Source organism: Flavobacterium faecale, from assembly GCF_003076455.1.
GTDB classification, from domain to species: domain Bacteria; phylum Bacteroidota; class Bacteroidia; order Flavobacteriales; family Flavobacteriaceae; genus Flavobacterium; species Flavobacterium faecale.
This window is the reverse complement of the sequence record NZ_CP020918.1, coordinates 4,483,779-4,508,479: the sequence shown is the minus strand read 5'-3', so window position 1 is coordinate 4,508,479 and position 24,701 is coordinate 4,483,779. Positions and strand designations below refer to the sequence as shown.

Annotated in this window: 18 protein-coding genes; 10 read left to right on the top strand and 8 right to left on the bottom strand. The window is 35.5% G+C overall.

Going from position 1 to position 24,701, the window contains the following annotated elements; all coding sequences use genetic code 11:
* Positions 1–45: 45 nt before the first annotated feature.
* Together FFWV33_RS18730 and FFWV33_RS18725 are read right to left on the bottom strand one after the other, a co-directional pair.
* Positions 46–1,557, bottom strand: coding sequence for an FMN-binding glutamate synthase family protein (locus FFWV33_RS18730; RefSeq protein WP_108742311.1), 1,512 nt, complete (start codon positions 1,555–1,557; stop codon positions 46–48).
* Between the two features lie 27 nt (positions 1,558–1,584).
* Positions 1,585–2,373, bottom strand: coding sequence for an NYN domain-containing protein (locus FFWV33_RS18725; protein ID WP_108742310.1), 789 nt, complete (start codon positions 2,371–2,373; stop codon positions 1,585–1,587).
* A 222-nt stretch (positions 2,374–2,595) separates the two neighbouring features.
* On the opposite strand from FFWV33_RS18725, the gene FFWV33_RS18720 reads away from it, so the two are divergent.
* The 4 genes from FFWV33_RS18720 to FFWV33_RS18705 all read left to right on the top strand — a co-directional run bounded on the left by FFWV33_RS18720 (position 2,596) and on the right by FFWV33_RS18705 (position 5,904).
* Entirely contained in the window at positions 2,596–3,390 is a 795-nt protein-coding gene (locus FFWV33_RS18720) for a HipA family kinase (protein WP_108742309.1), read from the top strand.
* Entirely contained in the window at positions 3,368–3,751 is a 384-nt protein-coding gene (locus FFWV33_RS18715; RefSeq protein WP_108742308.1) for a DUF3037 domain-containing protein, read from the top strand. The genes FFWV33_RS18720 and FFWV33_RS18715 overlap by 23 nt, the downstream gene beginning before the upstream one ends.
* A 298-nt stretch (positions 3,752–4,049) precedes the next feature.
* Positions 4,050–5,324, top strand: a complete 1,275-nt coding sequence (gene capB / locus FFWV33_RS18710; RefSeq protein ID WP_108742307.1) for a cysteate-C-fatty acyltransferase — start codon at positions 4,050–4,052, stop codon at positions 5,322–5,324.
* A 103-nt stretch (positions 5,325–5,427) separates the two neighbouring features.
* The gene (locus FFWV33_RS18705; protein ID WP_108742306.1) at positions 5,428–5,904 is read left to right on the top strand and encodes a hypothetical protein; all 477 of its coding nucleotides are present in this window, start codon (positions 5,428–5,430) and stop codon (positions 5,902–5,904) included.
* Between the two features lie 196 nt (positions 5,905–6,100).
* On the opposite strand, the gene FFWV33_RS18700 is transcribed toward FFWV33_RS18705, so the two are convergent.
* On the bottom strand, positions 6,101–7,219 hold the full coding sequence (locus FFWV33_RS18700) for a GTP cyclohydrolase (protein WP_108742305.1): 1,119 nt from the start codon (positions 7,217–7,219) through the stop codon (positions 6,101–6,103).
* A gap of 18 nt (positions 7,220–7,237) precedes the next feature.
* Positions 7,238–8,191, bottom strand: a complete 954-nt coding sequence (locus tag FFWV33_RS18695; RefSeq protein WP_245891594.1) for a transporter — start codon at positions 8,189–8,191, stop codon at positions 7,238–7,240.
* A 125-nt stretch (positions 8,192–8,316) separates the two neighbouring features.
* Here FFWV33_RS18695 and FFWV33_RS18690 point away from each other — a divergent pair, with 125 nt between their 5' ends.
* The 4 genes from FFWV33_RS18690 to FFWV33_RS18675 are packed head-to-tail and all read left to right on the top strand — an operon-like array spanning position 8,317 to position 13,917.
* Complete coding sequence (locus FFWV33_RS18690) at positions 8,317–8,598, top strand: DUF4834 family protein (RefSeq protein ID WP_108742304.1); 282 nt, start codon at positions 8,317–8,319, stop codon at positions 8,596–8,598.
* Between the two features lie 48 nt (positions 8,599–8,646).
* Positions 8,647–11,091, top strand: a complete 2,445-nt coding sequence (locus FFWV33_RS18685; protein ID WP_108742303.1) for a YfhO family protein — start codon at positions 8,647–8,649, stop codon at positions 11,089–11,091.
* A 2-nt stretch (positions 11,092–11,093) separates the two neighbouring features.
* On the top strand, positions 11,094–12,428 hold the full coding sequence (locus FFWV33_RS18680) for a glycosyltransferase family 4 protein (protein WP_108742302.1): 1,335 nt from the start codon (positions 11,094–11,096) through the stop codon (positions 12,426–12,428).
* 25 nt (positions 12,429–12,453) lie between these two features.
* Complete coding sequence (locus FFWV33_RS18675; RefSeq protein WP_108742301.1) at positions 12,454–13,917, top strand: oligosaccharide flippase family protein; 1,464 nt, start codon at positions 12,454–12,456, stop codon at positions 13,915–13,917.
* Between the two features lie 16 nt (positions 13,918–13,933).
* Here FFWV33_RS18675 and FFWV33_RS18670 read toward each other — a convergent pair whose 3' ends face one another.
* The 3 genes from FFWV33_RS18670 to uvrA form a co-directional block, all read right to left on the bottom strand.
* Complete coding sequence (locus FFWV33_RS18670) at positions 13,934–15,355, bottom strand: SDR family oxidoreductase (protein WP_108742300.1); 1,422 nt, start codon at positions 15,353–15,355, stop codon at positions 13,934–13,936.
* A 110-nt stretch (positions 15,356–15,465) separates the two neighbouring features.
* Entirely contained in the window at positions 15,466–16,113 is a 648-nt protein-coding gene (locus FFWV33_RS18665; protein WP_108742299.1) for an HAD family hydrolase, read from the bottom strand.
* Positions 16,113–18,905 (bottom strand): excinuclease ABC subunit UvrA, encoded by a 2,793-nt coding sequence (gene uvrA, locus FFWV33_RS18660; RefSeq protein ID WP_108742298.1) that lies wholly within the window; start codon positions 18,903–18,905, stop codon positions 16,113–16,115. Before uvrA ends, FFWV33_RS18665 begins: the two co-directional genes overlap by 1 nt.
* Before the next feature lie 202 nt (positions 18,906–19,107).
* Here uvrA and FFWV33_RS18655 point away from each other — a divergent pair, with 202 nt between their 5' ends.
* Both FFWV33_RS18655 and FFWV33_RS18650 read left to right on the top strand, forming a co-directional pair.
* Positions 19,108–21,912 carry a triple tyrosine motif-containing protein gene (locus FFWV33_RS18655; RefSeq protein WP_342748664.1) on the top strand — a complete coding sequence of 935 codons (2,805 nt, stop codon included), beginning with the start codon at positions 19,108–19,110 and terminating at the stop codon, positions 21,910–21,912.
* Positions 21,913–22,150: 238 nt separating this feature from the next.
* Positions 22,151–24,109: a SusC/RagA family TonB-linked outer membrane protein gene (locus FFWV33_RS18650; protein WP_108742297.1), complete on the top strand. Its 1,959-nt coding sequence runs from the start codon at positions 22,151–22,153 to the stop codon at positions 24,107–24,109.
* On the opposite strand, the gene FFWV33_RS18645 is transcribed toward FFWV33_RS18650, so the two are convergent.
* Entirely contained in the window at positions 24,106–24,681 is a 576-nt protein-coding gene (locus FFWV33_RS18645) for an IS630 family transposase (RefSeq protein ID WP_159085952.1), read from the bottom strand. The genes FFWV33_RS18650 and FFWV33_RS18645 overlap by 4 nt on opposite strands.
* Positions 24,682–24,701: the final 20 nt, after the last annotated feature.

The window sequence follows — 24,701 nt, the reverse complement described above, 5'->3', positions numbered from 1 at the left end:
GAAACAATTAAGTGCAGCAGTTTTTTTTATTCTTATAACTTTTAATTATTGAAGAGTTGTATGCTTCCTTAAATTATCAGGAAAATATAAGTCAGATAAATGGCTGAATTCGTCTCCTCGCATAAAAATGCTAATATCCATATCGGCAAAGCTAGTTTTTCCAGTTGCTGCCAGTAACTCATTTGCGGCATGTAACGTATTTTTATGAAAATGAAAAACCCTTTCAAACTTATCAGTAACGACCAAACCTTTCATCAGCATTTTGTCTTGTGTTGCTACACCAGTTGGGCATTGATTATTGTGGCAACGTAGCGCTTGGATGCATCCCAATGAAAACATGAATCCTCTTGCGCTATTGCACAAGTCTGCACCTAAGGCAATGGCTCGTAAAACAGCATAACCCGAAATGATTTTTCCGCTTCCGATTACTCTAATTTTGTCTCTAATTTTGTAAGCAATCAACGTTTTGTTTACAAAAATTAATGCCGGTTCAAATGGCATTCCTACTCCGTCTGAAAATTCCAAAGGTGCGGCTCCAGTTCCTCCTTCGGCTCCGTCAACTGTAATGAAATCAGGGTAGCAATCTGCTGCAATCATTTCGATACATAAGGACTCAAATTCGGCGGTATCACCAATACAAAGCTTGAAACCAATTGGTTTACCGTTAGAAAGCGTTCTAAGTTCTTTTATAAACGAAATTAATCCTTTCGAATCTTTAAAAGCAGAATGAGAGGGTGGCGAAAAAATAGTGATATTGGGTTGTACTCCTCTTATTTTTGCAATTTGTTCTGTGTTTTTTGCTGCTGGCAATACACCACCATGACCTGGTTTTGCTCCTTGTGAGAGTTTAATTTCGATCATTTTCACGCTCGGTAAATTTGATTTTTCAGAGAATTTCCCTGCATCAAATGTTCCTTCGGCCGTTCTACAACCAAAATAGCCCGTTCCGATTTGCCAAGTAATATCACCACCTTGCAAATGAAATTCGGTCAAACCACCCTCACCCGTATTGTGATAAAAGTGTCCTTTTTGCGCTCCTTTGTTGAGCGCCATGATAGCATTTTCACTCAAAGAGCCAAAACTCATTGCTGATATATTGAGTAATGAAGCATGGTACGGTTGTTTGCAGTCTGCGCCTCCAACCCACACACGAGGCAAGTCTTCATTTACTACAGATGGAAAAATGGAATGCTTTATACCTTCGTAATGATTTTGGTTTAAATCCAATTGTGTCCCAAAAGGAGTATTGGAGTCAATATTCTTTGCACGTTGGTACACTAGCGATCGTTCGTTTCTAGAAAAAGGCTTTCCATCGGTAGAGCGCTCAATAAAATACTGCTGAATTTCAGGTGCAATCAATTCGAATAAATACCTAGCGTAGCCCAATACAGGGAAATTTCGCAAAATTGCGTGCTTTTTTTGAACACTATTGTAGTAACCTATCACTAATAGAATTGGTAGAATTACTAGGAGTAGAAATCCAATCTTTAAATAATAGTATACCAATGCGGTAATAATTAAAAGCGTAAAACCAAGGATAAAAAATTGCTTTCTCATGCGAAAATTATAAAAGTTGACAAATTTTTAGTTGATTTTTAGACGAACATAAACATGTTTAATTCCTTTTTTATCTGAATCTCTTTCGTCGATTTCCAAAATATCGGTCAGCGATTTTAACATCGGAGTTAGTTTAGAAAAACCATAGTTCCTTGGGTCAAATTCAGGTTTTTTCTTTACAATTAGGTTTCCTACATCTCCCAAAAATGCCCAACCGCTGTCATCGCCAATATCCTCAATGGTATCTTCGATAAGATCAATAGTTTGAATGTCAATGGTATTAAGTGTTTTGGCAGGAGCTTGTTTTTTGGTGTTTACAGTCGCTGTATTGTTTGATGAGGTAGCCGGTTTTTTCGTCTTCTTCTTGATTGCACCATCCAAAACTTCGATGTAAACAAATCTATCACAAGCAACGATAAAAGAGTTTGGCGTCTTTTTTTCTCCAATTCCAATTACTTTCATTCCACCTTCTCTTAATCGAATGGCCAGACGTGTAAAATCGCTATCACTAGAGACAATACAAAATCCATCTACTTTGTACGAATACAATAGGTCCATGGCATCGATAATCATCGCAGAGTCTGAGGAGTTTTTCCCAACGGTGTAACTGTATTGTTGGATGGGGGTTATGGCGTGTTCTAGCAAAACACTTTTCCATCCATTGGCATTTGGTTTGGTCCAATCGGCATAAATACGCTTGGTTGTTGGGGTACCAAATTTGGTGATTTCTTCCATCATTCCTTTTACATTGCTGTAGGGAACATTATCGGCATCTATAAGTACGGCTAGTTTTAATTCTGTATCGCTTTGTGACATTGTGTTTTTTATGAATGTTGCTCAAAGATACACGATTAATGTCTAAGGATAAAAATTTTTGGAAAGGCTAGAATCTTAAATTTTTTATAAAATAATCCTGATTTTCTTACTAGCATTGTAATAGTCTTGCTTTTTTCTTTTTTTTGAAATAAAAAATGATCCCGATAGTCATCAAATACCACTTTTCTTATTTGTAAGTTTGTAGTTCAATTTATTTCGAATATGATAAGCAAATTCAATCTTCGTACCGTCAATGTGACGCGGTACATCACACCTTTGCGAGAAGGAGGTTCTTTGCCAGCTTTGGCCGAGGCTGATGATGATTTTAAATATGTTCTTAAGTTTAAAGGAGCAGGTCACGGTGTAAAAGCATTGATTGCCGAATTAATCGGAGGTGAAATCGCCCGTGTGCTGAAATTAAGAATTCCAGAATTGGTGTATGCTAATCTTGAAGAAGCGTTTGGACGTACTGAAGCTGACGAAGAAATTCAGGATTTGCTTCAAGGAAGTCAAGGTCTTAATTTGGCCTTGCATTTTTTGTCTGGAGCCATCAATTTTGATCCAGTGGTTACAACGGTAGAGCCGCTTATGGCCTCTCAAATAGTATGGTTGGATGCCTTTATTACCAATGTAGATCGTACTTTTAGAAATACCAATATGTTGATTTGGCACAAAGAGCTGTGGCTGATTGATCATGGTGCAAGTTTGTATTTTCATCATTCTTGGACCAATTGGGAAAAGCATGCTCAGAGTCCGTTTGCCCTTATCAAGGATCATGTTCTGTTGCCACAAGCAGCGCAACTTGCCGCCGTTGATACAGCTTTTAAGGCCATATTGACCGATGAAGTTTTGCTCGAAATAGTAAAACTTATTCCGATAGAGTGGTTGCAATGGGAAGATGTAGAAGCTACCCCAGAAGAATTGAGAGAGGTCTATTTTCAGTTTCTATCCATTCGATTAAAACATTCAGATAACTTTGTTAAGGAAGCCCAAGATGCAAGAGAAAAACTTATATGAGTATGCCGTAATTCGGGTTGTACCAAGGGTAGAGCGCGAAGAGTTTCTTAATGTTGGAATAATAGTTTTCTGCAAAAAAGCAAAGTATATTAAGGTACTGCATCATGTGGCGGTCGAAAAAATCTTGGCAATGTCTGCAGAAGCAGATGTAGAACAGATTGTAGCTAACATTTCAGCCTTTGAAAAAGTAGGTCATGGTACCAAAGACGGTGGCCCAATCGCTATGATGGATATTCCGTCACGATTTAGATGGTTGACTGCTTTGCGTAGTTCTGTAATTCAAACATCAAGACCACATCCTGGTTTGTGTGACGATTTGGATCGAACAACAGCGCGTTTGTTTGAAGACTTAGTTTTATAAAAGAAAGGAGCATTTTAGGTTACATATATAGGTGCTGTGGAATCAATAATTTTCTGTTTTGTGGTTTTTGCACCATCGCTTTAAAATAATCGGTACTCAAATCGGTAGAGAAGTGCCTGTTTTTAAAACTTAAACGTGCGTTTTCTTCCTTATATTATAGGTAAAAAGTAGTGTGATTCTTTTAAAATGCAGTGATAGGTGTACCTAACCGAAAAATAAATGAGGTTATAAGGTGGTAATAAAATTTAAATATTTATTTTTGCAAACGCTTAAAATTAAAATTATTACTAGAGATATTATGGTAAAAGATTTATTCGAAAGAATTCAGAACAATAAAGGTCCCTTAGGAAAATGGGCTTCACAAGCAGAGGGTTACTTTGTATTTCCAAAATTAGAAGGTGATTTAGGACCAAGAATGAAGTTTCAAGGGAAAGAAGTTTTGAACTGGAGTTTGAATGACTATTTAGGTCTAGCTAATCATCCTGAAGTACGTAAAGCAGATGCTGATGCGGCTTTAGAATTTGGCGCAGCTGCTCCTATGGGTGCTCGTATGATGAGTGGTCACACAAAATACCATGAACAACTAGAAAATGAATTGGCTGCTTTTGTAATGAAGGAGTCAGCGTATTTATTGAATTTCGGTTACCAAGGAATGGTGTCTATTATTGATGCTTTGGTAACAAGAAATGATGTAATTGTATACGATGTAGATGGACACGCTTGTATTATTGACGGAGTTCGTTTGCATGCTGGTAAACGTTTTACATACAAACACAATGACATTGAAAGTATGGAGAAAAACCTGCAACGTGCTACCAAAATAGCGTCGGAAACAGGTGGAGGTATTCTTTTTATTACTGAAGGTGTGTTTGGAATGCGTGGTCAACAAGGTAAGTTGAAAGAAATTGTAGAAATGAAAAAGAAATACAATTTCCGTTTACTAGTTGATGATGCACACGGTTTTGGTACCCTTGGTAAAACAGGTGCTGGAGCAGGTGAAGAGCAAGGAGTTCAAGATGAAATCGATGTTTATTTCTCTACTTTTGCAAAATCAATGGCAAATATTGGAGCTTTTGTTGCTGCAGATAAAGAAATTATCGATTACCTAAAATATAATTTACGTTCACAAATGTTTGCAAAGGCGTTGCCAATGATTCAAACAATTGGTTCGTTGAAACGTTTGGAATTGTTGCGTAACCACCCAGAATTGAAAGACAAACTTTGGGAAAACGTAAATGCATTGCAAAACGGATTAAAATCTAAAGGATTTAATATTGGTGATACAAATACTTGTGTAACACCTGTATATCTTGAAGGTAGTGTGCCAGAAGCTATGGTGATGGTGAATGATTTGAGAGAGAACTACGGTATCTTTCTTTCTATTGTGATCTATCCTGTAATTCCAAAAGGAATTATTTTGTTGCGTGTTATTCCAACTGCATCTCACTCTTTATCTGATATTGATCTTACATTAACTTCTTTTGAAGCTATTCGCGAAAAATTAGTAAATGGTACTTACAAAGAAATTGCAAGTAAAACAAAAGTTGATTTAGACGCTGCCGAAGTAGAATAGTAGTATCCCTCATGGGAATTATATAACAAAAGCCATTCATTGTATGAATGGCTTTTGTGGTTTATAGATAACTTTGCATGTATAAACCAATAATACTATAACCATGAAAACGATATACCTATTAAGTACAGTAGCATTTGTAGCCTTGCTATCATCTTGTAAAAATAGTTCAAAAGAAGAAGTTGTAATCGCACCAGTAGTTGTCGAAGCGCCCTTGGAAACAATAACTAAGGAATGTTTTCAAGCTATTATCGAAAAAGACACTATCACACTAACAGTTGATATTAACAGTATCAATGAGTTTACAGGTGAATTGGATTATTCGTATGCACAAAAAGATAAAAGTTTTGGAACTATACTGGGTAATGTGAAAGGAGATACCATTTATGCTGATTACAAATTTCAGTCTGAAGGAAAAACAAGCATAAAAGAGGTTGCTTTTTTGAAAAAAGATGCGACTACTTTAATTGAAGGATATGGCCCGACAGTTGAAATGAACGGTAAAGTAGCATTCAAAGATAAAAGTAAAATTAAATATGACGGAAATGTAGTTTACAATAAAATTGATTGTAAAGAATAGCTTTCTGATTATTTAATATTTTAAAACCATTAGTGGGGGCTAATGGTTTTTTTTGTTTTTAGTAATTACTACTGCTTTAGCAGGTTGCAGCGCTTTCTGCTACGAAAACTAGTTGTTGCTGTTATCTTTTCAGAGATTTGCCAATACATTAAAAATAGCAATATAGAATGTCAACAACCTTGATAATAAGCTACTATTATAGGTCTTTTTTAAATGTTTTTCTTCTACAGGTAATCTTAGGGTCAAAATTTTTCCAAATGGCGTGAATAGCATGGTTATCGGCTAGTTCAGGCGTACGAATACAATTTTGGATGCCTTTTTGAGTAAAAGTGGTATGGTATTCTTTAAAAATAATGGCATGTGCACCTTTACTTTGGTAATCAGGATGTACACCGATTAAGTAAAAAGTGACGTCTTTGCTATTGTTTCTCGCATTTAACAAATGATAAAAACCAAAAGGGAATAGCTTTCCATTCGCTTTTTGCAAGGCTTTAGAAAAACTAGGCATTACGATTGCAAAAGCAACCAAATTATGATCCTTATCCTCTACAAATTTAATGTATTCCGGATTAATGAAACTGATGTATTTTTTCTTGAAATATTCTTTTTGAACGTCTGTAATAGCTACAAACGAGGATAAATTGGCATAAGAAGCGTTGAATAAATCAAACATTTTGTCAACATAAGGCAAAACGTCTTTAGTTTTCTTGAAGTTTAATTCCTTTAATTGATACCTTCTTTTGATGAGTTCTTGGGCTTTGTCAAAGTATTCTAATTTTACATTTTCGAAAGGAAATTTACTTTCTATATATTCCTTTTCCATTACAAACCCCAATTTTTCAAAGTGAGTTGCATAATACGGGTGATTGTACCAGGTAACCATGGTCCCCATTTGATCAAAACCTTCCGTTAGTACGCCAACTTTGTCAAGATTAGAAAAACCCATAGGTCCTTCAACGTATTCCAATTTGTTTTTTCGACCTAATTCATACACTTTTTCTAATAACAACTTGGTTACTTCAATGTCATTAATAACATCAAACCAGCCAAAACGAACCTTGTTCTTGTGCTGATTGTTTACTTCTTCCCAATTGATGATAGCAGCAATACGACCGACAATTTTATTGTTTTTTAGAGCAACATAATAGTAGGCCTCTGCATTTTCAAATGCTGGATTTTTGGTTTTGTCAAACGTTTCCAATTCGTCAGCAATGATTGGAGGTACCCAAAATTCATTGTCTTTGTATAATTCGAAAGGGAATTTAATATAAGCAGTTAATTCTTTTTTAGTTTTTACTTCTTGTATAGTAATCATGTATTGACTGTAATTTATTTAAATTTTGGCTTTTTTTGATTTTTTGGCTGCTTTTTTGGTCGCCTTTTTTTCTGATTTCGATCCGCCTTTTTTATCTAATTTCATATGTACTTCTTTATAATTTCCATCATATCTCCATGAAAAACCTACTCCACCATACAATATAGAAGGGGTAGTTTTGAGACTAGAACTGATAGAAGCATCGATTTGTATATTTTTTCCGAATAAGTAAGCGGCACCACCTCGTACAATGGCATCGCTATAAAAGTCGCTCTTATATCCTTGATTTTCGATAAAACCAGACCATTGTTTGTTAAAACCACGCGTCAAAGTTAATACATAACCGTAGCTGGGGTACTCGGTTGTTAGATAATCTGCTATTACATTGGTTACAAAAACCCAACGGCCATCTCCAAAATGGTTTTGTGTAATAAACATGATTTTTGGCGAAATACTGGGCTCAGGAGAAAACGAGTAAGGATTATTCGAAAAAGTAAAATTAGCTCCTGCAAATATAGAGACCGCAGGAATCATTTGGTGCCAGTCAAATCCTCGATTGGCTTTCCAACTGTAAATATTTACTTTTTTCTGGTAGTTTTTAAAGGGGTCATAAATTAGATATTTCGCTCCAAAAACGGTTTGCTTCAAAGCAGATCTGTTGGTGCTAATAGTTTGCTGTACAAAGTTTTCATTTTGATACTGCAATTCTCCAATAAATTCCAATTGCTCCACTATTGCTCCGTAGCGTAAGGTTAGGTCGAGCCCAAAACCATTGGCATCATAATTTAGTAAACTATGGTTTTCTTTGATACCATATATACCAGATTCTACTTGAAAAATTGACTTTCCTACGGAAAAAGCCGACATGGACTTTCCGGGTCTGTTGGAGTTGATTTCGTCTGTGTATTGTCCGTAATGAACTAAAGGAGCCATTAAAAAAGCAAGTAAAATAGCAATTTTGAACTGGTGCATAGTGTTGTTTTTAAGTGTTTACAAGCATTGCGCTGTCCAAATGTACTATATTTTATCATTAATTTAAGGCAGATAGTTTAATTTTGACAGTAGGATTTGCTAATTTTGTCTAAAATCAATGAATTATGGAAACAGCTTCTTTTGCAGGTTTTTTTAGAACCCTACTATATATAATTGCTTTTTACTATGTTTTTAGATTTTTGGTAAAGTTGTTTTTACCACTTGTATTAAAGAAAGTAGTAGAAAAAGCAGGTTCAAATTTTGACCAACAGCGCCAAAATGCTCAGGATAATTCGTGGAATAAAACGCAATCTAGTAACGATATATACTACCAACCTACACAGTCCAAAAATCCTAAGGAAACTAAAAAAGTAGGTGATTATGTGGATTATGAAGAAATAGATTAAATTTGCCTCAAATATTTCGAATTAACCCTATATAAATACGCTCGAACATTGAAAATTATACAGAAGTTTTATCCGCACGCTCTTGCCATTTTTGGTTTCATTTTGGTTTCTCTAGTTTATTTTTATCCTGTATTACAAGGTAAACAGATCTTTCAGTCAGATATTGCTCAATATACGGGTATGGCCAAAGAGCAAAATGATTTTAGAGCTACAGATCATACGGAGCCGTATTGGACTGACGGAGCTTTTGGTGGTATGCCAACGTATCAGTTGGGTGCCAAATATCCTCACGATTACATAGGCGCATTGGATGATGCTATTCGGTTTTTACCTCGTCCAGCCGATTATTTATTTTTATATTTCCTTGGTTTTTATGGGCTTATGCTGGTATTGAAAGTAGATCCGCTAAAAGCTTTCTTTGGATCTATTGCTTTCGGTTTTTCTACTTATTTAATTATTATTCTCGGTGTTGGCCACAATGCCAAAGCACATGCGATAGGATACATGCCACTCGTAATTGCTGGAATTTTAATGGTTTTTCAACGACGTTATGTGGTTGGAGGCCTCCTTACCTTATTTGCAGCAGCCTTAGAAATAAACGCAAATCACTTTCAAATGACGTATTATTTACTGATTTTGGTTTTGATTGTATCTGGCTACTACGCCTATTTAGGAATAAAGCGCAAAGAATTCAAGCCATTATTGCAATCATTTGGTGTTTTGGTGATAGCGGGTATTTTGGCTATTGGTGCCAATGCAACCAACTTGATGGCAACAGCAGAGTATGCCAACTTTAGCACTAGAGGAAAAAGTGAATTAACATACAATCCTGATGGTTCATTAAACAATAGTTCAAGCGCTCTTTCACGAGATTACATTACAGAATATAGTTATGGCGTTGCCGAAAGTTTAAATTTGGTTGTGCCAAGATTATTTGGTGGTTCAAATAGTGAAAACGTAGGGACGGATAGTAATATGTATCAGTTCATGATTAGCAAGGGAGTGCCCGATGCACAAGCAGCTGACTTTGTTTCAGGCATGCCCACCTATTGGGGAGATCAGCCTATTGTAGCCGCGCCTGCATATATAGGTGTAGTTGTTTTCTTTTTGGCTGCTTTGGCTTTGTTTATTGACGAAAGAAAAATTAAATATGTCTTTTTATCGGGTGCTATTGTAGCTTTATTATTGTCATGGGGGAAAAACTTTCCAGCATTGACAGATTTCTTTATAGACATTGTGCCTTTGTACAATAAGTTTAGAGCAGTTTCTTCGATACAAGTATTATTGGAGCTATGCTTTCCGGTTTTGGCTGTCATGGGATTACAATCGTTTTTCACATCAGATAAAACACAACAACAAAAGGGATTGATTAGAACTACTGCTGTCGGAATTGGTTTAGTGGTTATTTTATTCTTGTGCAAAGGTTTATTTCAATTTTCAGGAGGAAGCGACGCCTACTTCATGGAATCTTATGGACCTGATTTTGTAGATGCTTTGAAAATAGATCGAAAAAGTTTGTATAGCGCCGATCTATTGCGTTCTACATTTTTTATACTTTTGGTTGCGGGTGCATTATGGTTAGTGATAAAAAATAAATTAGCACAAAATACAGCAATAATTTTGGTAGGTTTGTTCATGGTATCTGATTTGTTTTTTGTTGACAAAAGATATGTGGCTGCCAAAGATTTTGTAAGCGGTCGTGAAGTGGCAGTGCCTTTTCAAGAAACACCGTCTGATGCAGAAATTTTAAAAGATACGTCTCATTATCGTGTTTTTGAAGTTAACGGGAATTTCTCAAGTGCACGATCATCTTATTTTCACAAATCAATTGGTGGTTATCACGCGGCTAAACCAAGAAGAATGCAACAGCTTTTTGATTATCAAATTTCAAAAAACAACATGCAAGTCTTGAATATGTTGAACGTCAAATATGTGATTCAAACGGATAAAGAAGGAAAAGAGTTTCCAACAAGTAACCCTAATGCAAACGGGAATGCTTGGTTTGTACATGATTTGAAGTTGGTGAACAAGGCCAATGACGAAATGAGGACTTTGGACCAATTAAATACAAAAATAGCTGCCGTTTTCAATATGCAGATGTATGGTGATAAATTTAAAAACGCTCGTTTAAAACGAAATTTAGATACTACAGGAACTATTCAGTTGAACGTTTATAAGCCGAATTATTTGAAATATACCGCTGAAACTAAAAATGAAGGTCTAGCTGTATTCTCTGAAATTTATTATGAAAAAGGTTGGAATGCTTATGTTGACGGCGAATTAACCAATCATTTTCCTGTAGATTATGTATTAAGAGCTATGATGGTGCCTCCAGGGAAACACACAATTGAGTTCAAATTTGAGCCTCAAGTTATAAAAACTGGTAGTGCAATTACCTTGGCTAGTTGTGGTGTAATCTTACTATTATTGATTGGCGGAATTTATATCGAAAGAAAAAAAAATCTAGCCAATAGCAATGGTCTTGAACAGTAATTATGGAGAATAAAATCCGTACTGAATCAAATGACCCTTTAAAGCCTAGTGATTCAAAAGTTTTAATTATTACCTATTATTGGCCACCAGCAGGAGGTCCAGGTGTACAACGATGGTTGAAGTTTGCTAAATATTTACCTGATTTTGGTTTTCAACCTATTGTATATGTGCCTGAGAATCCTACCTATCCAATCGTAGACAACAAGTTGGTTGCTGAGGTTTCAGATAATGTAACGGTCATAAAACAACCTATTTTCGAACCTTATCAATTGGCCTCTTTTTTTTCGAAAAATAAAACCAAAAAAATTAGCTCCGGAATTATTCCGAATAAAAAGAAGCAAAGCTTTTTGGATAAAGTTTTCTTGTGGATACGAGGGAATCTTTTTATTCCAGATGCTCGAAAATATTGGGTAAAGCCTTCGGTTACTTTTTTGGAACAGTATATTGCAGAACATTCTATTAAAACCATTATAACCTCTGGACCTCCACACAGTTTACACCTGATTGGGCTACAGCTGCAAAAAAAATTAGGGGTAAAATGGTTTGCAGATTTCCGCGATCCATGGACTACTATTGGATACCACAAATCGTTAAGATTGTCTACTTATGCGGCTAAAAAACATAAGAAATTAGAATACCAAGTTTTAAATGCTGCTGACACTATAATTGTTACTAGTAAAACAACCAAAACGGAATTTCAAGCGATTACTACAAAACCAATTAAAGTGATAACCAACGGTTACGATAATGAAGCGGTTGGAAATCAAAAGTTGGATATCGCCTTCACTTTGGCGCATATTGGTTCTTTTTTGTCAGAGCGCAATCCAGCGATTTTGTGGGAGAGTTTGGTTGAAATTCTTGCTGAGGTACCAAATTTTAAGTCGCATTTAGAGATTAAACTTATTGGAGCAGTCAGTCAAGAGGTTTTAGAAACTATTTCAAGTTACAAATTAGATTCTTATTTGAATAATTTGGGGTACATATCACATGAGGAAGCCATTGCGCACCAAAAAAAATCGCAGGTTTTGTTGCTTATCGAAATTGATTCAGCAGATACCAAGAGCATCATACCTGGGAAACTTTTTGAATACATGGTTTCCAACCGTCCGATTGTGGCGATTGGTCCTGAAGATTCAGATTTTGCCGAAATTATCACTAGTACAAACACAGGCGTTTTCTTTCGATACACGGAAAAAGAGCGTTTGAAGAATAAAATTCTAGATTTCTATAATCAGTATTTGGAAGGTAAACTTCAATCGAATGCGGTTGGATTACAACAATATTCTAGAAAAAATCTAACCAAAGAATTAGCTTCGTTGCTGAATTCTAACCAATAATAAACCATAATTTCTAACCTTTTTCATGGGAATAGTATTAAATCAGTCGTTAAAGAATACCATCATTACGTATTTGGGTTTTGGAGTAGGAGCAATCAATACGCTCTACTTATATCCTGTTTTTCTGGGAGCCACCTATTATGCCGTGACCAATTATGTACTTTCGGCTGCCAATGTGATCATGCCACTGTTTGCCATTGGTATGCAAAATACTCTGGTCAAGTACTACTCACAATATAAAACGGAGGAGGAACGTGATCGCTTCATGTCGTTTACTGTTTTGTTTCCGCTACTTTTATGCATTCCGCTAGGATTGATAGGATTGTTTTATTTTGATACCATTGTGTATTTTGTTACCAAGAAAAACCCCATTGTCAAAGAGTTCATTTGGTTGATTCCGTTTGTGGGTATTTGTATGGCCTATTTTGAGATTTTTTATGCTTGGGCACGCGTGCACATGCATTCTGTTTTTGGTAATTTTATAAAAGAAGTTGGCTTACGTATATTTTCATTTTTTGCCACCATAGCCGTTTATTTTGGATACATTTCTCCTATAGAATTTGTGTATGTAACCGCTGGTTTGTACTTTTTAGCGCTGCTAATTACGATGCTATATGCCTTTCGAATAAAAAAACCAAATTTTCAATTTGTGATTCCAGACAACGTCAAAGAGATTTTGGAATATACTTTTTACATTATTTTGTCGGGTAGTGTGGCCAATTTGCTATTAGATGGAGACAAATTGATGTTAAACCAATACATGAAAATTGACAATATTGCTTACTACTCTGTGGCCACCTACATTGCTTTGGTGATTTCGGTGCCTAGTCGTGCTATGCACCAAATTGTATACCCAATCACGGCTAAATTAATGCATGAAGACAAGCATGATGAATTGAACAGTTTGTACAAAAAAACAAGTATCAATTTGCAGGTTGTGGGTGGTTTTGTGATGTTGTGCATCTTTGTAAATATCAATCAATTGTATGAATTGGTTCCAAAAGCATACAGTGGCGGAATTGTAGTTGTTTTTATGATTGGTCTATCAAAGTATTTTGATCTGATTTTAGGGAATAATAATGCTATTATCTTCAACTCCAAATACTACCGCATGGTCTTATTTTTAGGGCTATTTCTAGTGTTCTTAACTGTAGTGCTTAATATGTTTTTTATTCCACGTTTTGGTATCACGGGTTCTGCTTTTGCAACCTTATTATCGATCACCTTATATAGTTTGGCCAAATTGATGTTTGTGGTTAAACGTATGGATTTGTATCCGTTTTCTAAGCAAACGGTCTGGTCTATACTTTTGACAGCTGGGCTATTTTTTGCTTTTTACTTTTGGGAATTCCCAATGTATCCTTTAGTGGCTATTGCCTTAAAGTCGATTTTGGTGACTATCGCTTATTGGTATCTCAATTATAAATTCACCATTTCACCAGAAATTAATGGTGTTATTGATGGTTTGTTACGAAAAATCAAAAAGTAAGTTTTAGATCGAATGATTAATTGCCTTTGATAATAGCATTTAGCATACCCTTGAAGATGAAACCATGAAACGGCAGTACTGAATACCAATACAGTCTGCCTGCAAGACCTAGTGGACGGAAAGTAGCAGTTTGTTGTAGTTTGTTATCTTTGATTTTAAACTCCAACCAAGCCTCGCCAGGTAGCTTCATTTCGGCATACAACAGCAATCGACCTTCTTCTTTGTCAGCATATAATATTCGCCAAAAGTCCAACGCATCACCCACATTAAGTGCATCTGGATTGGTGCGTCCTCGACGTAGTCCTACACCGCCAGCAAGTTTATCCATGAAACCTCTTAGTTTCCAGAGCCAGTTACCATAATACCAACCGTTAATACCTCCAATTCCCCAAATTTTTGCAATGCTGGCTTTTCGATCAAGGATAATTTTTTCACGTTGGTCAACAAAACAACCATGAGAAGGTACCGTAATAAAATCTGATATGGTCATCGTATTACCACTGCTCACATAGGCGTCTTTCCAGCTTGATACGATCGAATTACTTTCGATTTTCAGAAACGCTTTTTTTAAGGCTTGTCTGTAAGTAAGGGGTTGAATGTTTAAAATGGTATTTAGGTCGTGGTTGCGACAAATGACTTCTATCTTCATGCTATCCACCAAGGCCGTAGCCAATTTGTAAGAGGTAGAAGTTACGAAATACAACCAATAGGAGGAGAGTTTTGGAGTCATTACGGGTACGATAACGATGGTGCGTTTTAGATTTCGTACTTGAGCAAACTCTAGTAACATTTGCTTGTAGGTAAGGATATCGGGCCCGCCAATATCAAAATTTTGATCGAATGTTTTGACGTTAAAAATAGTTTGAGTCAAGAATAAGATTACATCCGTCACACCAATAGGTTGACATTTGGTCATTAACCATTTTGGGGTGATCATAAAAGGAAGCTTTTCGACCAAATCACGAATGATTTCAAACGAAGCACTACCAGAACCAATGATGATTCCGGCCCTTAAAGTGGTAAAGTGATACGACCCTTTTTTTAAAATAAGTTCAACATTTTTGCGAGAAGCTAGGTGAGGAGATAAATCTGTTTCATTCACGATGCCGCTCAAATAGACCAAATGTTTTACGTTTGTGTTTGCAAGTGCATCCCTGAAATTTTCTGCAGATTGTTGTTCTAGTACTTCATAATCCGAGGAAGCGGACATAGAATGAACTAAGTAATAAGCACCATCAATATCTTTTGGAATACGGTCTAAAGATTTTTTGTCCAAAAGATCGATTTCGATAATAGCTATTTGATCTATTAAGGAAGCAGGTGGGTGAAATCTTTTTGCATCGCGTACACAACAAATTACTTCGTGTCCCGCGTCTACCAAAGCGGGTAGAATTCTTTTTCCGATGTATCCTGTAGCTCCTGTTAGTAAGATTTTCATGCTTCCGTGTGTTTATATGAATCCTTATAAATATAGCGAATCTAATGCTTGAAATAGGTTTCTTTTCGAAATAAAAAAAGAGGAACAGAAAATAGTACGGGATTTAGAATTTATAGCAATTCCAGAAGTTCTTCGGCGTTGTGAAGTAAAGTTTGTGCTCCCGTAGCTAGCAATTCTTCTTTCGGTCGAAAACCCCAAAGCACGCCAACAGCATGAAATTGTGCGTTAACGGCTGTTTCCATATCTACGCCACTATCACCTACGTACAAGACTTCATTTGGTTGTACGCCAAGTTGTGCAGCCATTTGCAATGCTACGACTGGGTTCGGTTTTTTAAATTCTTCGGTGGTTAGACCTTGAATGATTTCAAAATAATCTGGAAAGATTTCACCAGCGATTTTCTTTGTCAGAGCATCTGCTTTGTTCGATAAAACGGCCAATTTTATTCCTTTCGCCTTCAATTGATCCAGGAGAGATATAATGCCACTGTATGGTTTTGTAGTCAAAGTACAGTCGCGGTTATAAATTAGCATCATCTCATCGTAGCAACGATCAATTTCAGTTTCAGTTTGAGCATGTGCGGGTAAGGCACGAGCAACACTGGTACGCAATCCGCTGCCTACAAAAAAATTATAGGCTTGGTCGTCGTGCGTAGGGAAATTGTTGTTTGCCAAAACGGTGTTTGTGGCAGTTGCAATATCGCTCAAAGAGTTGACCAAAGTGCCGTCAAGGTCAAAAATTACTGCTTTGTACGTCATTATTTCGATTTTAATTTTTCTTTTAAATACTTGGCCGTAACCGATTTTTTGTTTTTTATAATTTCTTCAGGTGTACCTTGCGCAAGCAGTTGCCCGCCATGCTCACCACCTTCTGGACCTAAATCGATAATATAATCGGCACATTTGATCAAATCTAGATTGTGCTCGATGACCAAAATAGAATGCCCTTTTTCGATTAAAGCATCAAACGACGCCATTAATTTCTTGATATCATGAAAATGTAAACCCGTAGTTGGCTCATCAAATACAAAAAGTGCTTTTTCTTTGGTAACCCCTTTAACTAGAAACGAAGCGAGTTTGATACGTTGCGCTTCTCCACCGGATAGTGTTGAAGAGGATTGCCCTAACTGTACATATCCAAGTCCCACATCTTGAAGTGGTTTTAGTTTCTGTGTAATTTTGGCTTGCTTGTTTTTTTCGAAAAATGCAACTGCATCATCAATGGTTAAGCTCAAAATGTCATGGATATTTTTGCCTTCAAACTGTACTTCGAGTATTTCTTTTTTGAAACGTTTACCGTTACAGGTTTCGCAAGGTAATTGCACATCGGCCATAAAGACCATTTCGACATTTATTGTTCCTTCTCCACTACAAGTTTCACAACGTCCTGCGTCTACGTTAAACGAAAAATGTTTAGGCAAATAACCTCGTAACTTCGATAGTTTTTCTTTCGAAAATAAATCTCTAATATCGTCATAGGCCTTGATGTAGGTCACAGGATTGGAACGCGAACTACGACCAATCGGGTTTTGATCCACATATTCAATATGCTTAATGTGCGAATAAGATCCCTTGATTTCGGTAAACTGTCCTGCTTTTTCCCCCGCATTATCGAGCTTTTTTTGCATTGCTGGAAAAAGAATTTTCTTTACCAACGTACTTTTTCCACTACCTGAAACTCCTGTAATAACAGTCAAGACATCTAATGGAAACTTGACATCAATATTTTGCAAATTATTTTCACGGGCACCAATAATTTCGATAAAATTCTTAAAAGGTCGACGTTTTTTCGGAATTTCGATTGCTAAGTCTCCGTTTAAATACTTAGCGGTTAGTGATGTTGATTTTAATATTTCGTCATATGTTCCTTGTGCTACCAGATTTCCACCAAAAGTCCCTGCTTCGGGACCAATATCTATAATCATATCAGCGGCTTTCATGATATCTTCGTCATGTTCAACAACGATCACCGTGTTTCCTAAATCGCGCAAAGAAAGTAGTACTTTAATCAAGCGTTCAGAATCTTTAGGGTGTAGACCGATACTTGGCTCATCCAAAATATACATCGATCCTACCAAACTACTCCCTAAGGAGGTAGCAAGATTGATACGTTGCGATTCACCACCAGAGAGCGTAGATGAATTTCTATTTAAAGTTAAATAACTCAATCCTACTTCGGTCAAGAAGGAGAGACGGTTATTTATTTCGATTAACAATCGTTTGGCAATTTGTTTTTCGTAGATATCTAAAACAATATTTTCGAAAAAAGTAATCAAGTGCTGAATCGGTAGATCGACCAACTCAGATACTGTTTTGCCGTTTATTTTCACATAATTTGCTTCAACTCTCAGTCGTTTCCCTTTACAAGCGGTACATTTTGTTTTGCCACGGTAGCGGGAAAGCATGACACGATTTTGTATTTTATAATTTTTCGCTTCTAATTCCTGAAAAAAGTCATTCAATCCTTGAAAAAAGCTATTTCCTGTCCAGATTACTTCTTTTTGAGCTGCTGTTAGTTCGAAAAACGGTTTGTGGATAGGGAAATCAAATTTGTAGGCGTGCTTGATTAATTCTTCTTTGTACCAGCTCATGCTCTCGCCGCGCCACGGAAAAATTGCACTTTCATACACAGACAAAGAGGTATTGGGAACCACCAATTCGGCATCAATACCTATGATGTTTCCGTAACCTTCACACACAGGGCAGGCACCGTAAGGATTGTTGAAACTAAATAAATGAACATTTGGTTCCAAGAAGGTGATTCCGTCTAACTCAAAATTATTAGAATAAGACAAACGTTCCTTAGTGTTTATATCTTGTAAATAGCATTCTCCTTTTCCTTCAAAAAAAGCAGTTTGCACGGCATCAGACAAGCGGTTATAAAACTCTTCTTCGTCTTTGACTACAATTCTATCGATGATTAAAAGGATTTCTTTTTTAGCTAATTTAGCTGGTAGTTCGTCCAAACGTACCATTTCGTTATCAATCAAAACACGAGCAAAACCTTGTTGAAGTAGGGTATTTAGTTTTTCTTCAAGCTTTCGACCTTTCTCCAAAAAGATAGGAGCTAGGAGTAGCCATTTGCTATTTGGTTCCAAAGCTTTTACAGCATTTACAACATCGGTTACGGTATTTTTCTTTACTTCCTGCCCAGATATAGGGGAGTAGGTACGACCAATACGGGCATATAGGAGTTTGATATAATCATAAATCTCAGTTGAGGTCCCCACTGTAGAGCGGGCATTGGTAGTGTTTACTTTCTGCTCAATTGCTATGGCAGGAGCAATACCTTTAATGTATTCGACTTTTGGCTTATCCAAACGGCCCAAAAACTGACGCGCATACGAGGACAAACTCTCTACGTAACGACGTTGCCCTTCGGCATATAACGTATCAAAGGCCAAACTTGATTTTCCAGAGCCGGAAAGTCCAGTTATTACCACCAACTTATTTCTTGGGATGGCAACATCAACATTTTTAAGATTGTGCACCTGAGCACCTTTAATGATAATATTTTTCTTGGGATCTAATGTAGAAAGGTCAACTTGCATAAAAAAACGAATTTATACAAAAGTAAGTAATTTTAAACAGAGAAATAGGGGTGAACAAGTCATAAAATTGGTTAAAAATTGCAGATTTTGTAGCCAAAAATCCATTTTTAATTGTTGTATAGTTATTATCTAATTGTTTTTAAGGTCCTACTAATTTATAATCTTAAATTTACACTAGCAAAACTTCAAAAAATTTATAAGATTGAAAACAAAACTCAACCTATTATTTACTGTTTTTATAATATTCATTGCTTCTGGTCAAGATCTACCTCCGATTGTAAATTATAGTCCAATAAGCTATGGAGCAGGTAACCAAAATTGGATGATTTCGCAAGGAGATAATCAATTTGTGTTTTTTGCAAATAATGATGGTTTACTAGAGTTTAATGGCTCAAACTGGAAGTTATACCCATCACCGAACGAAGCAATTATACGGTCTGTTAAAGTGATTGGTGATCGTGTATATACAGGAAGTTACATGGAATTTGGTTTTTGGAAAAGAAAATCTGATGGTACCTTAAAATATTATTCTATTAGTCATTACATAAAGAGTAAAATTCTCGACGACGAACAGTTTTGGAATATTCTAAGCTATGAGCAATGGGTAATTTTTCAATCCTTGAATCGAATTTATATTTATGATACAAAGACTGGGAGTTTTAAAATAATAGCACCTAGTTCAAATATTGTACGATCTTTTCGATCCGATGGTGCACTTTATTTTCAAACGCACGGGCAAGGTTTGTACGAGATAGAAAGCGGTAAAAGTAAATTAATCGCTTCCAATACGCAATTAAAAAATAATAGGATAGTCAATGTTTTTCCGCAAGATGACAGCTTAGTTTTAATGACGCAATCCAATGGTTTTTACAAATTATTAGGAGGTGTTTTATCTAAATTAAGTACAGACATTGATGATCAATTAAAGGATGGTAGCGTTTATAGCTGTGCTCTCGTATCGGGCGGGTATGCTATAGGAACAGTTTCAAATGGAATTTATATTGTTTCGAAAGAAGGAAAGCTTCAGTATCACATTTCACAAAGGAAGGGCTTAAGCAATAATACTGCACTGTCACTATTTGAAGATAATGAGAAAAATCTATGGATAGGATTGGATAATGGTATTAATTGTATCAATTTAAAATCGCCTATTCAAAGTTATGTAGATGATTCTGGTGTTTTGGGGACGGTTTATACCTCAAAACTTTTTGGAGGTAAATTGTATGTTGGGACCAATCAGGGATTGTTTTGTAAAAATTTTCAAAGTAATGAAGAATTTCAGTTTGTAAAAGGAACCAAGGGGCAAGTTTGGTCTTTGTTTGTAACAGACGACACTTTGTTTTGTGGACATGATACTGGTACCTTCATTGTGCAAAACGGTCAAGCGCAGTCTATTTTTTCTAGTTCGGGGACTTGGAAATTTGAGAAAGTTCCAGGAAATAGTAATTTGTTAGTACAAGGAAATTACTATGGAATATCTGTTTTAGAAAAGAAAAATAGGCAATGGCATTTTCGAAATAAAATAATGGGCTTTGATTATTCGACCAAATATTTTGAAATTAGTTCAGATTTTGAAATTTATGTTAGTCATGAATATAAAGGTGTTTTCAGGTTGCAGACCGATGCGAATTTGCTGAAAATTAAAAATGTTTTCGCCTACAAAGAACCAGAAAAAGGAAAGAATGCTAGTCTAGTCGCTTTTAATGGTGCGATTTATTATGCTTATAAAAAAGGAGTTTTTAAACTCAATCCCAAAACCAAGCAGTTTGAAAAAGAGCCTATCCTAAGTACTGTTTTTGAAAAAGACGAATATACCTCAGGAAAAATGATTGTGGATGATTCCAATCGTATTTGGCTATTTTCAAAAAATTATATTAGTTATTTTGCACCAAACAAACTAGGCAATCAACTCAAACAAAACAGTATTCCAATTCCGGTTTCCTTGACAAATTCTATGCTAGGGTACGAAAATATTACGCAATTGTCTCCTTCCAATTATTTTTTTGGAACTACAGATGGGTATTATACAATGAATATTAGTGATCTCGTTTTTAAAAATTACAGCGTTCTGCTTTCAAATGTGAGTTCGAATGAATTGAATGGTGAACTGCATAATAATCCGATTGATGTTGAAGGTGAGTTTAATCATGACGAAAACAATATAAGTTTTAATTATACCGTGCCAGAATACAATAAGTACATTAATGCTGAATATCAATATGCCTTAGAGGGTTTTCAAGAGGAGTGGAGTGATTGGAATGTAAAGTCTTCGGTGAATTTTAAAAATCTTCCTTCCGGTGATTATGTGTTTAAAGTAAAGGCCAAGTTTGCAAATTCAAATTTAGAAAATACACAAGTCTACAATTTTACAATTTTGAAACCTTGGTACGGAACCAATTTTGCAGTTATAATGTATTTGATCTTAGGTTTTATATCGGTAAAGTTAATGTTGGACCAATACAATTTGTACCATCGTAAACAACAGGAGAAATTAATAGAAGAGAATAATCTTTTGCTCGAAATTAAAGAGCTTGAGAATGAACAACAATTGATGCGTTTAAAAAATGAAAAGCTGTCTCAAAATGTCGATGACATTAATAAGGAGTTAGCCGCCTCGGAGATGAACTTAAATAGTAAAAATGAGTTGTTGACTTTTATTCAAGATGATTTAAAAAAGAGTACGGAAGATGGAGATAGTCGAAGCATAAAATCGGTCATCTCGACAATTAATAAAAATATTACCGGAAAAGATTCCTGGAGTGTTTTTCAAGATGCTTTTGCTAAAACAGATAAAGAATTCCTGAAAAAAATGAAAGAGATTCATCCCAACCTTACGGCTAATGATTTGAAATTATGTGCCTATTTGAGACTGAATTTATCGTCAAAAGAAATTGCTCCATTGTTAAATATATCAGTACGTTCTGTAGAGATAAAAAGATACCGATTGCGTAAAAAAATGGATTTAGCACATGAACAAGGGCTTGCTGAGTATATTTTGGCTGTATAGTTCTACCAATTAAGCGGTCAAAAACTATACATTACCACAACATTTATAATATGTTGTGGTTTTTTTATTTTCTTAACATTTAGATTTTAGCTTTAATAATAGGAAAAATCTTTTAATATGCTTGTAATTAGCAGTAATACTGGTTTATTTTTGAATTGTATGTTTTTTGTAGAGGTTATTTTTGAGGAATTCGGACTTTGCTGTGTTAATTTTATCATTCACAAAAAACTAACTAATTATGAAATCAAATTATCTACTAATTGTTTTTCTAATGCTATCCACTTTGGGTTTCGCCCAAGGATATGATCTCAGTGGAGTAGTAAAAGAAAAAGCTACTGGGCTTACAATACCAGGAGCGAATGTTCAAATAAAGAATACTGCCATAGGTACATCTACAGATTTTGATGGTAATTTTACGTTAAAGAAAATACCTTCGGGTGCTGTTGTTGTAGTTTCCTTTATTGGTTTTAAAACTTTCGAATATAAAGTGACTGCTTCAAAAAACAACTTAGATGTTATTATGGACAGTGACGCAAAAACTTTGGACGAAGTTGTCGTGATTGGTTACGGTAGCCAAAAGAAAAGAGAAGTAACTGGAGCCGTATCTGTTATAGACAGTAAAACGCTAGAGATTTTGAAACCAGTAAAAATCGAGCAAGCGTTACAAGGTACTGTTGCCGGTGTAAATGTTACTACACAATCAGGGTCTCCTGGAGCTGCCTTGGATATTAGAATACGTGGAGTTGGTACAAATGGAACTAGTGGGCCAACTACTATTATTGATGGTTATGTTGGAGAATTAGGATTGCTAAATCCTAATGATATTGAATCACTTACTGTTTTAAAAGATGCACAAGCTGCTATTTACGGTACTATTGGTGCAAACGGTATTATATTGGTTACTACAAAATCAGGTAAAAAGAATTCTAAAGCAAGAATCTCATATAATACCTACGCAGGATTCCAAGAAGCTTCAAAAAAATTGAATTTATTGAATGCCACCGAATATGCTTTGCTTTTGAATGAAAGTTATGCAAATGGTGGAGGTGCAGTACAATATCCTAACGTAACCGGATTGGGTAAAGGAACTAATTGGCAAAAAGAAGTTATGAGTACAGGTGTACCAATCATCAATCACGATATGAGTGTTAATGGTGGGTCTGAGAAAATGACTTATGCTGTAAGTGCATCGCACTTAGATCAAAATGGTATTGTTGGCGAAAGTAAATCAGGATTTTTAAGAAATACTGCTAGAGTTGCTTTAGGGGCAGATGTTACAGATCGTTTAAAATTAAAAACCAATGTTATTTATACACAATTCGATCGTAAAACATTGAGCGAAAACGGCTTAGGTTCGGTTTTATTTAATGCTTTGAATGTACCAGCAACGATAGCTCCAAGAGATGCAGATGGTAATTTTACTTTGGTTCCAATTACAACAGGATTTGGTAACGAAATTATTAATCCATTGGCGCAGATTGATAACACTTACAATAGTTATAATTTTAAGAAAATAAATGGAAATTTCGGATTGGATTACAAAGTTGCAACTGGTTTAGTTTTTGCATCTTCTATTGGATTCAATACGTCAAATAGTAAATCGAGAATATTTGCTAAAGAAGTACATTATGGAGGAAAAGTTTTTGATGTAGTTAGAAGTTCAGTAACCCAACAAACGGTTAATGATAATAATTACTCTTTTGACGCATTTCTTACTTATACCAAAAAAGTAAATGATCATAATTTTGTAGGTACTCTAGGAAATACCATTTTTAAAGAATGGGGAAATAGTTTGACTGGAACAGGATATGATGTACCAAATAATGAATGGGCCTATGCTGATATATCTTTGACTACAGGTATTTTGGATGCCAAAACAAATGCTTCGTACGCATATGATGAAAGACGTCTTTCTTATTTTGGTAGAATGCAATATGATTTCAAAGGGAAATACCTTTTGTCAGCTATGTTAAGACGTGATGCGTCTACCAAATTTGGACCAAATAATAGAGTAGGTTACTTTCCTTCTTTTACTGCAGGTTGGGTGATCTCTGACGAAGGTTTCTTCGGGACAGATAAGAAAGTTAATTTCATGAAATTGAGAGCGAGTTACGGTACATTGGGTAATGACCAAATTCCAAATAATGGATATGTAGGTTTACTAGGTGGAGAAGCTACTTATGTAAGTAATGGTTAAAATTTAATGTCGTATTTTATTCCAAAATTAGTCAGGACAAAATTTAATTTTTCTTTGAGGTTTTCGAATGATTTATAAGCATCAAAATCTAACCATTGATATTTTATTCTCCGCCATAGAATTTCAATCAGGTTTAACTCTGGAGAATAAGGTGGCAAAAAGTAAATTAAAACATCTTTTTCTTTCCATTGTTCTATTTTAGCCATAAACTTCTTTGATTTGTGTATGGGAGAATTGTCAAGAATTACAATGGTTTTTTTAATGGTTTGTTCCACAAATCGATTCATAAAACTGATGATTCTATCTGAATTAAAGGTTGTTTCAAGTGTTTCGAAATAGAGTTTATTTTTACGGGTCATTAATCCAACTACATTCTGATATTTACCTTTAGCAGCGGGTAACAAAATTGGATTATCCTTTGTTTGCCAAGCATAAGGCACATTAGGAGAGAGTCCAAAATGACTTTGGTCTCCAAAATATAAATCAATATAACCGCTATCTTCCAAACTCTTTAATGTTTCTATCTGCTCTTGTTTAAATCTAAATTGTTCTTCGTTGCGTTTGCCTTTCAAAGAGAGTCTAGCTCTTTTCC

Coding starts and splice junctions, on each gene's coding strand:
- FFWV33_RS18730 (WP_108742311.1), bottom strand. CDS start 1,557: ATGAGAAAGCAATTTTTTATCCTTGGTTTTACGCTTTTAATTATTACC.
- FFWV33_RS18725 (WP_108742310.1), bottom strand. CDS start 2,373: ATGTCACAAAGCGATACAGAATTAAAACTAGCCGTACTTATAGATGCC.
- FFWV33_RS18720 (WP_108742309.1), top strand. CDS start 2,596: ATGATAAGCAAATTCAATCTTCGTACCGTCAATGTGACGCGGTACATC.
- FFWV33_RS18715 (WP_108742308.1), top strand. CDS start 3,368: ATGCAAGAGAAAAACTTATATGAGTATGCCGTAATTCGGGTTGTACCA.
- capB (WP_108742307.1), top strand. CDS start 4,050: ATGGTAAAAGATTTATTCGAAAGAATTCAGAACAATAAAGGTCCCTTA.
- FFWV33_RS18705 (WP_108742306.1), top strand. CDS start 5,428: ATGAAAACGATATACCTATTAAGTACAGTAGCATTTGTAGCCTTGCTA.
- FFWV33_RS18700 (WP_108742305.1), bottom strand. CDS start 7,219: ATGATTACTATACAAGAAGTAAAAACTAAAAAAGAATTAACTGCTTAT.
- FFWV33_RS18695 (WP_245891594.1), bottom strand. CDS start 8,191: ATGCACCAGTTCAAAATTGCTATTTTACTTGCTTTTTTAATGGCTCCT.
- FFWV33_RS18690 (WP_108742304.1), top strand. CDS start 8,317: ATGGAAACAGCTTCTTTTGCAGGTTTTTTTAGAACCCTACTATATATA.
- FFWV33_RS18680 (WP_108742302.1), top strand. CDS start 11,094: ATGGAGAATAAAATCCGTACTGAATCAAATGACCCTTTAAAGCCTAGT.
- FFWV33_RS18675 (WP_108742301.1), top strand. CDS start 12,454: ATGGGAATAGTATTAAATCAGTCGTTAAAGAATACCATCATTACGTAT.
- FFWV33_RS18670 (WP_108742300.1), bottom strand. CDS start 15,355: ATGAAAATCTTACTAACAGGAGCTACAGGATACATCGGAAAAAGAATT.
- FFWV33_RS18665 (WP_108742299.1), bottom strand. CDS start 16,113: ATGACGTACAAAGCAGTAATTTTTGACCTTGACGGCACTTTGGTCAAC.
- uvrA (WP_108742298.1), bottom strand. CDS start 18,905: ATGCAAGTTGACCTTTCTACATTAGATCCCAAGAAAAATATTATCATT.
- FFWV33_RS18650 (WP_108742297.1), top strand. CDS start 22,151: ATGAAATCAAATTATCTACTAATTGTTTTTCTAATGCTATCCACTTTG.